Here is an 11,928-nt window from a genome sequence, read left to right as displayed (position 1 = left end):
GACCTCCTACAGGTTTTCGATATCAGGCCGTATCTCAAAGGAGAACGCGTCCTGAATCTCCATCGATCCCGGCTGGTTGACACCCCTTCCCCTTTGTTGTCGTGCGACGACATGTGCGTTGTCCACGCGCTTACCCTTCTGCTTTACAGCCTGCTTCGGACGGGACGACGGGTCGGCCTCGCGCGGCGCCTTGGGATTGGCCGTTCTGGATACTGCGTCAGAAGGTTCTGGGCGATACAGCGCGTACTTGACTGCGCCAATGCTCACATCGAGCCCCTTACGCCCAGCCTCCTGAACAATTTCCTCGAGCGTATATCCTTTCGCCTGGGTGGCAGTGATATGCGCCCGGATCTCTTTCATTGCATCGCTGACCGTGACGCGTTGTTCATTCCGGGGCTTCTCCGGTAACGCATCAAGGGCATGGACAAACTCATCCCACTGCGCCCGTGTGTAGCCTTTTGCACCCGGCACGATTCACTCCCATGCGTCGCTTTCGTGACCATCATGCGAATCGCGAAGCTGCTCGTCAATACCCATTCCGACTTTAGAACCGCATGACTGGAATCGATGGGAATACGCAGGAAACCGATGGAACAGAAAAAATTTTTGGCACCCGACCCGAGCCATCAGCTTTCGAGAGGGCATATCGCAGGCCAGAGCTAATGAGCTAGCGAACTGGTGCGCAGCGACGTGCGGCCATAGCGCTACACCTTCCAACCTGCATGCCGCAGTGAGCAGTCCCAACGGAGCACCTGCAAAGCTTAGTCGACCATACCGGAAAATTTGATCGGATAGCTCCGCAGACTTCCTGCGCGCACATCGCAAACCAGCGAATGAGAGCTGGCCGACACAGGGCGCGAACCCGTCAGACTGAGGCTATACACCGGTGCGACCAGCAGAGCAGTCCGGCTCAAATTCGCCCGGATGACCTCGGGAACTTCGGGATCGAAGTCGACATACTGACATTTTCGATTCCGTCGACCCGGTAGACGTAATAGTCCCAATCACCCCGGCGCACCGACAGACTCTTGGCACATAACTAACAGAATCGGACAGTCAACGTCACGAACTCGGCGGATCAACCTCGCAGAAAATGTCGAACTTCGAAGCCGAAATACGACATTGAAAAAGTGATGGCAGGATAGGCTACCGCCGGTTTTTGGCGCCATTGCCACACCGATGGCACTGATGTGAAAGCAGTGGATTCTGCTCATCGCGATGGCCCTCACCTACTTTCTCGACGCTGGCAGTTCGGCCGCCATCATGACCTCGTGGAACCCCGGCAGTTACCAGCGTATCGAAGACCTCCGAGCCGCCGCTAGTTTTCGCCCTATCCGTGCCTACCAACACGGATGTGCGGGCTATGCCAGGCTGCAAAATCAAGCAGAGACCCCTCGCCACCGCCGCCGATCGTAGATCCGGGAGAAGGCGGTACGGGACGTCATCAGCTTCAGCGGCGTGCTCACGACGATACCAGCATCGTGGTCAAAGATCCTCCACGATGCGCGTCGGTGAGTTGAACGGAGTCCTTAAGTTGAAGCGGTGCCAAGCCGGCACGATGGCGATCTGAAAGCAAGTTGCCGTGGCGTTCGAGTACATCATTGCGCTCCAGCCGAAAAGCGCAACCGCCCTAGCGCAGACTCGACAACGCCTACACGCCCCCTTCGTCAACCACCTTGTTCACAACCTTGCCAATCCGTTCCACTTCGACTTCGACCGTATCGCCTGCCTTGACGAACAGCGGTGGCTTGCGCGCCGCGCCAACGCTCGCCGGCGTGCCGCTCACAATCACGTCACCCGGCTTGAGAACGAACGCTTCGCTCAAGTACGCGAAGATTTGGGCGACGTCAAAAATCATGTTTGCCGTGTTTGACTGCTGGACGACGCCATCGTTGATACGCGTCGTGATCGCCAGTCCTTTTCCAAGCGAAGGCAAATCGTCGGCGGTGACGAAGTAAGGTCCAACCGAACCGCTTGAATCGAAATTTTTGCCCATCGTCCATTGCGGTCCGCGCTTGAGTTGATAGTCGCGAATCGACCCTTCGTTCGACACTGAATAGCCGGCGATATACGCGTCGGCATCACTGGCATCGATATAGCGTCCGCCGCGCGACAGCACAGCCACCATTTCGCCTTTGTAGTCGAACGCATTCGACAACTTCGGCTCACAATCGGCACCCCATGACCGACGAAACTCTCGAAGGTACGCAGGAAAACGACCGGATAAGCGGGCTTTTCCATTTTGCTTTCATCGGCGTGGTCCGCGTAGTTCAGGCCGATGCAGAAGATCCGGGCGTTCGGCGAGATCGGCGGCAGCAGCGTGTGTGCCGCGATGTCGACAGGTTTTGCATCTGCCCTCTCGCTTACTGCTCCAATTGCACGACGGATGATGCCGCGTTGCGCGTTGTCGAGTGTTGCAACGTCGGCCGGTGTCACCGCAGACGGCAGATCAAGATCGATGGTATCGAACCATGCATCGGTCGACTGATGATCGGCCGCAACCGCAATGCCTGTGGCAGCGGCCTTTTTGTAGAAAGCAAAACGCATGATGAGTCTCCTGAAAACTAATATGACATCGGCGCCACACTTCAAGGAGTACCGATGATTAGGGCGAACTAGTGGATTGCGCCGGTCACGGTCTCGAGCACAGCATCGAGATCCGCCGGCATCGCATCCCCACGCCACGCGACATGCTGGTCCGGCCGTATCAGCGCATAACGCGCGCCGTACAGCGCGTGCAAGGCGGGATCGTCGACGGTGACCAGTGTGAGTGGAATGCCTCACTCGGCAGCGTGCGCGAGCATCGGCGTCGCCGCTGTCGCGGGGCCGGCCGTGACAAGCAGCGTAAAGCCTTCGCCGAAACGGTCATACAGCGCTTCACCGCGTGCGGTTGAGTCGCCGCTTGATAGCCAGAAGTGCGGTGCCCGGCCGCCCGGGCACGCGGACGGTACGTAGTCGCGGTAATGCGTGGGCGGTGGCGTGCTGCCGTCATCGAAGACCACTGGTGAGCCGTCATAGCGGTAGCCGAGCACAACGCCGAGCGTATCGAATTCGCGCGTCTTCCATTCAACAATGTGCTCCGATGCGGTTCGCCGCGCGGCATCGCCCGCGGCGTTGTCCGCTTCGAGCTCTTCAATTGCAAGCGACTCCGACGAGTGCGTGTGGTTGATCACGGCTTCGTCAATGGTGCGCAGATGCACCGGCCGGCGTTCCTCGCCATAGCTGTCGAGCAGCGCGTCGCCGCCCCAGCCTTGCAGCACGGCAGCACGGCAGCAAGTTTCCAGCCGATGTCGACAGCATCGCCAATGCCGAGATTCATCCCCTACGCGACCGCGTCCCCCAGCTCATGCCGCTGCTGCAATTCAGCAGAGCGAAAGATCAGCATCCGGTCTTTGGACAGCGCGCCGTCGCCGGTCATTCGAATGCCGAGCGTAGCTCGGGTCGCGCTGCCTGCGCCGTCGGCACCAATCACATAGCGGCTTTCGACGTGTTCGGTGCCGTTCGCTGTCTCGAGCGTCAGCGTGACGCGCTCCTGAGTCTGCGTGAGCGCTTTAACGGTGGTGTTAAAGCGCAGCGTCGCGGCCGGCAATTCGCGCGCGTGCTCGACCAGCGTTTCTTCGAGATTGTATTGCGGAATCCATTGTGCGTGCTCGGCATACAGCGGATGCCGGCCCGGGCGGCAGAAGAATGCGTTTTCGAAACGCGCGAGTGGCTTACCCGCGGGCCGCGTCGCGAATACGACGTAGGATGGATAGTCGATCCCGAACGGTTTGATGAGATAAGTTGTCGCGCGCTGATTGGTTTAGTCTTAAGCTTCGACCAACGCACGATTTTGCAGACGATCCCTCAACCGCGGATAGACTTTAAATGCGTTCCCCGAAAACACTTTTTCGCGAAGGGTTTCATCGAGCCACTTTAGGTTGTCAATATAACGCTTCGTATCATCGTAGTTGTGTCCCGTTTCCGGATCTACACCTCGGACCGCGCCGATGATCTCGGACGCGAAGAGAATGTTGTCTCCAGGCACGGTCTTCAACAGTAATTCCATTCCATGCTGGTGGTACACGCATGTATCAAAGAAGATGTTCTTAAGGAGAGTGGTAAGCAGCGGTCGATTTTTGTCTTGAGCCAAACCGCGATATCGACCCCAGTGATACGGAACCGCACCACCCCCATGTGGGATGACCAGTCGCAGAGTCGGGAAGTCTTCAAAAAGATTCTTCAAGACGAGTTGCATAAAGACCGATGTGTCTGCGTTGAGATAGTGGGCCCCGGTATGATGAAAGTTTTCGTTGCATGATTGACTGACGTGTACCATTGCCGGCACATCCAGTTCTACCATTTTTTCAAATAATGGATACCAATAACGATCTGTGAAGGCTGGGCCCGTCCAGAAGCCATCGGAAGGGTCTGGATTGATGTTGCACCCGATAAAGCCGAGTTCCTCAACACAACGACTCAACTCTTCCACACAATTTGCTGGACTAACGCCCGGTGATTGAGGCAACTGACAAACACCGACGAAATTTTCAGGGTACAAGTTGCAAACGCGACTGATCATGTCGTTACTTGCCTGGGTCCAATCGAGGCTGGTGATTTCCGTGCCAATGTGGTGGCCCATCCCGCCTGCGGGCGGCGAGAAGATGGTGACATCGATGCCGCGCTCCTTTTGGATTCGCAACTGATTTTCTTCGATCGACTCTCGGATTTCGTCGTCGGATACCGTGAGATCCGGCTTCAACGGAGGCGCTCCCACAACATCAAACGCGCTGATCTGGCGTTCGCGATAATCCTTCAGTGCGCGAGGAGCGGTGGTGTAATGTCCGTGTACGTCAATAATCATTCATATCTCCGAGTATCAAATAAGACGCAACGACTTAGGAGGCAAATTGGCTTGCTAGACCCTCGTTGCGTCGATTAAGGCGAAGTCATCTCTATTGAGTGGACTGGTAGGCTGTTTTCTTTTGTGGGTCGTCGTTGTTTTGCGCCGATGATTCATCTCCGATCTCTTCGTGAAGATCTACACCGGAGGCTTCGCGGAGAGTCGACGCCGAGATAATCCCAATCGCGTATGCGGCTATCGCGCAGAATCCCATCGCTGTTGCCAATTTGAGGTTCACTGACAGCACGCCAACAAGCGCAGGGATGGCTGAACCGAACCCCCGTCCTACGCTGGTGCAGAAACCGGCGCCGGCGGCGCGCATGCGCGTCGGATACAACTCGGAGAACGTAGGCATAAGCGTGCTTGCTATCGCGGCTTGCAGCGCTCCTAAGAAATAGCCAAGTATTAGTGTTATGAACCCGGCCAGTGGCGCAAAGGTGTAGACCGCTACATTCACTGCTTGACATGTGAGAAGCAGCATGATGCTCCGTTTTCGACCGAGCCGATCGATCACATTTCCGCAAAGCAACGGTCCGGTGAAAGAACCCAAGATGTTGATTCCGAGAAACGCGGAAGTGTATGCGACCGGCAGATGAAGGCCCATCCGCAAGTAAGTTGGGAGCCACGTAATCATGACGTAAGCGCCACCCAGGATCCCGAATGACATACATGTGCCAGTCAGCGTCGAGGCGAGATATTGCCCCGTGAACATTTCAAGAAATGCAGGCCGACCTGAAGTTCGTTTCTTCTTTCCTTGCTCGTAGATAAACACATCCGATTCATCTACGCTGCGGCGGATGTAGAGCACAAAAATCGCCGGTAAGCATCCAATTCCGAAGAAGACTCGCCAAGCCCATTCACCCGGAACGATTAAGTGCACAAGCGGCAGTAGCGACACTGAAATGGCGTAACCAACTGCGTATGCGCTTTGGATCGAGGCAGCGACGCGGCCACGCAGCTTAGAGGCGACGGCTTCGCTGATAAGGACGCCGGCAGCCGCGCCCTCTCCACCGATCCCGAGCCCTTGTAAAAAGCGAATGGCAATCAACTGGTGAAACGAAACTACGAATGCTGATATGAATGTGAAAAGGCAGACCCAGATGAGGGTGAGTTGGACCACGCGTACGCGTCCAATTCGGTCTGCAAGAATTCCAGCACCCCATCCGCCGATCGCCGCTCCAACCAAACCGGCTGATGTCAATGCGCCCGCCTGCGGGTGCGTTATCCCCAACAGTGCGATGAGGCTTGGTATGACGAGTGGAAACATCGTCGAATCCATCGCGTCAAATGCGACGGCGCCATAGCAAGCGGCATAAATCTTTCGTTGCTTCAATGAGAGATTTGAGAACCATCCGAATTTCATACGTCTCCTTCCGCTATTGCTCTTTTCTATCGCCTCGCCTCTCCGCAGAAAGCCCGAGGTCGATCACTGTCTCGGTCGATACCTTACGCGGGACGACCTAAGCAGTCAACTATATTGTCAACTAAATAGTAATCAATACTTGTTGGCTCGTGTTTCTAGAAAGTGTCAGAAAATCGCTGTTCGCGTCGCGAAGTGGGCCTCGAATCGCTGAGTACGCTCAGGATGGGATAACAGGACTAGGTGCCATGAAAAGTCATTTGGGGAGCCCCAAGCATTCATTTCGGCGCTCCAGAGCTCCACGACTAACCTTGTTTCAAATGTTGATAGTGATTAGAAGCTTGCGGATGCATACTCGGTGCTGAAGCATTCCCTTGCGCAACGCCGATGGATGAAATGACGAGATGCCTCTCTTGCTTGGTTGGACGCGCACGACACTCGTGCCGTCGTATTCCGCATGCAACCACGCAAAGGTAGGCGACGGGTGCGGTCGCGTCGAACCGGTGAGTCCTTGCGCGTCGCTTGTGAGCATAGGTGATCGCGAGGCATGTGATACCGCGAGCGACTCGCGCTCTATCTACAGCCCGTCTTGGCCAGCCTCGTAGCTGACGAAAACACACGTCTGATGGGTCTTGCCATTTTTGCTTGTGCTGCTCGCCGAGTTCGACGATATTCTAAAGTCGAGCGTCATGAAACGAGGTACTGACCGAGCGGAAGCCTGGCTTGTCGCGAAGACCATCATGCAGCGCGCCTTTCCTTTGGGTCACCTGCGGATTCCATCGAAACCGCCAGAACGACTCTGATCTGTTCACAACGCAACTGCATTCGTCGTAGGTCCATCGACAAACAAGTACACACTGCGCTTGCTAGAGGCCAAGCCTCTGCTAAGGCCAGCTATTAAGACCTTACGCGGTTCGTGCAGCGTCGCGACCGACACGCACTTGAGTTGTGTTGAACAGTGCGTTCGTGCACCATCACGTTCGTAACCGGTCAAGTGCGTGGCAGCATGGCGCTCATTTGTCCAGCCAGGTGTCGTCGAGCCGAAAGCTGTTGAAGTGACCGCCATTATCCGAGATCGTTAGCCCTTTTACATACGGCTGCGTGCAATAACCGATGGCGCTGTGATAGAGCGTAGGGCGCACGGCATCACTCATCAACTCGTCGTCAATCTTAAGCACGAGCGCCTTTCGCTTCGCAGGATCAAGTTCCTGTGATTGCGCCGCGATTTGCTCGTCGAATTCCTTCTTGCAGTAGTTCGAAATGTTGGTGGGTGATTGGCAAGTCAGCCGCGAGAAATAGTCGTCTGGATCGTCGACCGCGGTGCCGACAACATCGACGGCAAGCTGATAATTCTTGCGGGCTCGCGTCGCATACCAGACGCTCGACTCGAGAAGATTGATCTTCGCATTCACGTAAATCTTGCTAAGCTGATCGGCGACGAGCGTCGTCGGCGCCAAATACGAATCAGAGTTGCGCGTGATGAGCTCGACGTTGAGCGGCTTTTCGGGGCCGTATCCGGCTTGGCGCATCAGCTGCTGCGCCTGCGCGAGATTAGCCTTCGTATCCGGACCGTAGCCGGGAAACGCCGCGAGCGCCGACGCGGGTCTGCCCCATTCGCTATCCGAGCGAAACAGGCTGCCAACATTGAACGCGTTGTTGCTGATGCGCAAGAAGGCGTTGCGATCGATTGCGTACGCGAACGCGCGTCTCACATTGACGTCATTAAATGGCAGCGCGGCGTGATTGAACACCAGCACTAGTTCCGTCGATGTTTTCTTGATCTCGCAGCGCGCCTTCGGATTCGTCAGTTGCAACTGGGCGACCTTGTTATACGGAAGATTGATCTGATCATAAATCCCCGACGTAAATCCGAGTTCCTGATTCATCATCGATCCGCCTGCCAGAAACCGAATCGTCACGCCGTCGAGATACGGATGGCCCTTTTTGAAGTAATCTGGATTTCTCACCAGCTGCACGCTCTTGCCGCGTTCGAATTTCGCGACCTTGAACGGTCCGGTTCCGATCGGCGCGCTGCGCATCTGCTGTGCGCTTACGTGGCACGGATAGACCGGACTTAGACCACTCGCCAGATACTCGAGCAAAGACGGCTGCGGACGCGCGAGATGGAAGCTGACTTGCCGATCGTTATCGACGGTCACGTCTTTCAGATTCTGATACCACCCCGCACGTGGATTGTTTCTCCAGCCGGCCTCGCGCGCGCCGCGCAGTGTGTCCCACGTGCACTTTACATCCTTGGCGCTGAACGGCTGGCCGTCGTGCCACTTGACGGCCGTACGCAACCGGAATGTCAGGACGGTATGGCTGCTGTCCCAACTCCAGCTTTCGGCGAGATCCGGTTTGATTTCTTTCATCGTGTGATGGGTCGCTGCTTGATCGAAGATCACCAGATTGTTGAACACCGGCATGAACGCGCGCTGTACGTCGAACGTATATTCCTCGTGAATCGACGCGCTCGGCGGATTCAATCCGACGAGATGCAGCACATCTCCGCTTCTTTGTGCCATTGCATCGTGCGCCGCACACGTCGCGACGATACCGGCGCCAGCAATCCACGCCTTCCACAATCTCTTCATCTGTCTCCTCCACGCCATGAGCGGTGACCTTAACCGGCCCCGTTTGCTATTAATTCAGTGTTGTTTCAAATTAAATTCCCAGCACTGCACAATGTGATTAACGCGTCGAGCGCGCGAACGCCTTCGCCTGCGGGCAGCACCAAAAGGGGATTGATGTCCATCTCAGCGAGCTTTCCATTGCACTGCATCGCGACCTGCGAAATCTCGACGAGAGCATCGGCGAGCGCGTCGGTGTCGGCGGGCGGCGAACCGCGAAATCCGCGCAACAGCACGCTGCCCTTCAGGTCGTCGATCATGCGCATCGCTTCATGGCGCGACACCGGACACTGTCGTAGAGCGACGTCCTTGAACACTTCCACCATCACCCCACCGGACCCGACCAGCAACGTCGCGCCCAGCTGCGCGTCATAGGTTATGCCGACAATCATCTCGACTCCCCCCGACACCATTTCCTGCACCACGACGCCGTTGATTCGCGCATCCGGCGCGTATCGCATCGCACTTGAGGTGATTTCATCGAAGGCTGACTGGGAGCTCTGCGCATCGCGCACATCGAGCTTCACACCGCCCGCTTCCGTCTTGTGCTGGATGTCGGGCGAATCAATCTTCATGACGACCGGAAAGCCGATTTCCTGTGCCGCCGCTGCCGCCTCGGACGCGCTCGATACGAGACGCTCGCGCGGCGACGCAATCCCCCATTCCCGCAGCAACTGCTTGCCTTCGGATTCGGTGAGCGTCGTGCGTCCTTGCCGCACAAAGGGGTCGAGGCACTCAGACGCTGACGATTTGCTCGCCGCTTGCGACGCGACGCGCTGTTCGCGCCACGCGTGATAGTCGAACGCGGCGCGCAGCGCCTTTGCAAGACCGTCCGGGTTGCTCATGATCGGAATGCCGGCGGCCTTCAGTTTCGGTAGACCAGTTTCCTGTGCGCGGCTCCCCGTCCACAAATACGCAACGTTTTTGTCGGTCGTATCACGCAGCGCAATCAGTTGTTCCGCATGCCGGTCCCCTCCGGCGCTCGCGACGACCAGTGTGCCGATTTCCTCCTCGTCGGCGAGTGCGCCAATGATCGCGGGAAACTCTTCGCTATTGGCTTTGCCAGTGATGTCTGCGGGATTCGAAGCGGCGCCGAAGCCGTTGAGAATTGCGTTAATCGTTGATTCTGCGTTCGGCGATAGCGCGGGCAACGTGATGCCATCGTTGCCAAGCATGTCCGCGGTTAACGAGCTCACCCCGCCGGAATGCGAGACCACGGCAACACCATCACGACGTTGCAATTTGAAATGCGCAAGGACCTGCGAGATGTCCAGCAACTCGTCGTAGTTCGTCACGCGGATTACGCCGTACTGCTTGCACACCGCGTCGTACAGTGCGTCGGAGCCCGTCAGCGCAGCGGTGTGCGAGCCGGCCGCGCGCGCGCCCTGCTCCGATCTGCCGATCTTAATTATGACGAGCGGCTTGCCCCGCTCGGCAGCCAGCTTTGCGACCTGCACAAACTTATTGGCATCCTTGAAGCCCTCGATGAAGCCCGCGATGACCTTCGTTCCAGGATCGTCGAGCAGATATCGGGCGAAGTCGGCAAACTCGAGGTCCGCTTCGTTGCCAGTCGAAATCGCATAGCTGAGACCAATGCCGTTGTCGGCTGCTCTCGCCAGCAGTGGGCCGAACAGCGTCGCGCCGCTCTGACAGATGAGCCCGATAGGTCCCGCGCTGCCCGTTAATACGCGACTTGACGAGGTCAGCCACAGATCGTCGTGAATATTCGCGAGACCTAGACAATTAGGACCAGTAATGCGAAACCCCGAAGCGCGCGCAAATCGGCCAATTTCTTTTTGAAGGCCCCGGCGCTCGTCGGTGCCGCGCTCGGAAAAACCCGCGGAAATCACTATGCCGGCCTTGACGCCTTTTTCGCTGCATTCCTGCATCGTCTGCAGCACCGCGTGCCAAGGAACGATGATGACGGCGAGATCCGGCGCCTGCGCCAGCGACGTGATGCTGGGTTGGCACGGTTGATCCATGATCTCGTTGTACTTCGGATTGATCGGATAGACCTCGACGCGATCCCTGTACGCGAGAAGGCGCTTCAGAAACTTTCCACCGTAATGCATGCGCGGTGTCGCGCCAATCAGAGCGATCGAGCGCGGATGCAGCATCGCGTGAATCGATGTCTGCGAATAGTCTGCCAAATCATTCATAGTCAGAAACGCCCTGGAAAGTTGCGGGATAGCGCGCCCATACATTGTCATTATAGTTATCTGTTATGTATCTTTATCGTTAACAATGCTAGCCGGATAAATTCTCGAAGTCACGCGTTTTTAAGTTAACATAATAGTTAACAATATAGTTGACTTCATGTCAATCTGTGGTCCATCATCGAGAACGAATCCAACTTACATCAGGAGATGTTTATGTCGATTGGTTTCCAAGTTCTGCGCCGCAAACGAGCGGCGAGCATCGAATGGATCGAGAAATTCAAGGCGCTCCCGGTCGCGAATATTAGCGACGTCATGCATCGTCTGACGGCTGGCGGACCGCGTTTGCGTCCCTACCACGCGTCTGGCGTGCTCTGCGGCATCGCGTTGACCGTCAAGACGCGGCCCGGCGACAACCTGATGGCGCATATGGCGTTGACGATGGCCCAGCCCGGCGACGTGATCGTCGTCGATGCAGCCGGCGATCTGACCAATTCGATCATCGGCGAACGTATGATGGTGAATGCGCAGCGACGCGGTTTCGCGGGATGGGTGATCAATGGCGCGATCCGGGATCTAGAATGGGTGAAGCGGAATACTTTGCCTGTCTTTGCCGCGGGCATCAGTCACCGCGGTCCGTACAAAACCGGACCGGGCGAGATCAACGTGCCAGTGGCGATCGACGGCATGGTGATTGAACCCGGCGACTTGGTGATCGGCGACGACGACGGGCTACTGTGTGTTCCGTTCGATCAGATTGAAAAGATCTACGAGGCCGCGCGCGCGAAACATGCGCAGGAATCGTCAAGCTTCGACGCGATCGGGCTAAGCGATCAGCAAGCCGATTGCGCGAAGCTGACCATGCTGCTGGCGGAGCAAGGCTGCCGCTTCGAGGCCTGA

General features: G+C 56.8%; 10 protein-coding genes and 1 pseudogene. 2 read left to right on the top strand and 9 right to left on the bottom strand.

Annotated elements, in window-relative coordinates:
• Positions 1-6 precede the first annotated feature (6 nt).
• A complete protein-coding gene (locus tag EOS_RS05745) occupies positions 7-471 on the bottom strand; it encodes a hypothetical protein (protein WP_047845635.1) in 465 nt (154 codons plus the stop codon).
• A gap of 1,180 nt (positions 472-1,651) precedes the next feature.
• Positions 1,652-2,241: pseudogene (locus EOS_RS45580) on the bottom strand (fumarylacetoacetate hydrolase family protein).
• Between EOS_RS45580 and EOS_RS45575 the strand changes: the two are divergent.
• Complete coding sequence (locus EOS_RS45575) at positions 2,182-2,568, top strand: hypothetical protein (protein WP_053063770.1); 387 nt, start codon at positions 2,182-2,184, stop codon at positions 2,566-2,568. The pseudogene EOS_RS45580 and the gene EOS_RS45575 overlap by 60 nt on opposite strands.
• A gap of 47 nt (positions 2,569-2,615) precedes the next feature.
• On the opposite strand, the gene EOS_RS48700 is transcribed toward EOS_RS45575, so the two are convergent.
• From EOS_RS48700 to EOS_RS05710, 7 genes are all read right to left on the bottom strand, one after another.
• Complete coding sequence (locus EOS_RS48700; protein WP_326972900.1) at positions 2,616-2,765, bottom strand: aromatic-ring hydroxylase C-terminal domain-containing protein; 150 nt, start codon at positions 2,763-2,765, stop codon at positions 2,616-2,618.
• A gap of 15 nt (positions 2,766-2,780) precedes the next feature.
• Positions 2,781-3,260 (bottom strand): FAD-dependent monooxygenase, encoded by a 480-nt coding sequence (locus tag EOS_RS43430; RefSeq protein WP_053063769.1) that lies wholly within the window; start codon positions 3,258-3,260, stop codon positions 2,781-2,783.
• 62 nt (positions 3,261-3,322) lie between these two features.
• The gene (locus EOS_RS47915; RefSeq protein WP_268760293.1) at positions 3,323-3,661 is read right to left on the bottom strand and encodes an FAD-dependent monooxygenase; all 339 of its coding nucleotides are present in this window, start codon (positions 3,659-3,661) and stop codon (positions 3,323-3,325) included.
• Positions 3,662-3,808: 147 nt separating this feature from the next.
• Positions 3,809-4,843, bottom strand: a complete 1,035-nt coding sequence (locus EOS_RS05730; protein WP_047845634.1) for an amidohydrolase family protein — start codon at positions 4,841-4,843, stop codon at positions 3,809-3,811.
• A gap of 91 nt (positions 4,844-4,934) precedes the next feature.
• The gene (locus EOS_RS05725) at positions 4,935-6,245 is read right to left on the bottom strand and encodes an MFS transporter (protein ID WP_047845633.1); all 1,311 of its coding nucleotides are present in this window, start codon (positions 6,243-6,245) and stop codon (positions 4,935-4,937) included.
• Between the two features lie 1,010 nt (positions 6,246-7,255).
• Complete coding sequence (locus EOS_RS05715; RefSeq protein WP_053063767.1) at positions 7,256-8,836, bottom strand: ABC transporter substrate-binding protein; 1,581 nt, start codon at positions 8,834-8,836, stop codon at positions 7,256-7,258.
• 65 nt (positions 8,837-8,901) lie between these two features.
• Positions 8,902-11,031, bottom strand: coding sequence for an acetate--CoA ligase family protein (locus EOS_RS05710; RefSeq protein WP_047845631.1), 2,130 nt, complete (start codon positions 11,029-11,031; stop codon positions 8,902-8,904).
• A 213-nt stretch (positions 11,032-11,244) separates the two neighbouring features.
• Between EOS_RS05710 and EOS_RS05705 the strand changes: the two genes are divergently transcribed.
• Positions 11,245-11,928 carry an RraA family protein gene (locus EOS_RS05705; RefSeq protein WP_047845630.1) on the top strand — a complete coding sequence of 228 codons (684 nt, stop codon included), beginning with the start codon at positions 11,245-11,247 and terminating at the stop codon, positions 11,926-11,928.

This window comes from Caballeronia mineralivorans PML1(12) (assembly GCF_001028175.1).
GTDB lineage: Bacteria > Pseudomonadota > Gammaproteobacteria > Burkholderiales > Burkholderiaceae > Caballeronia > Caballeronia mineralivorans.
Note: the sequence above shows the minus strand (reverse complement) of the source record. Positions and strands in the feature narration are given on the sequence as shown.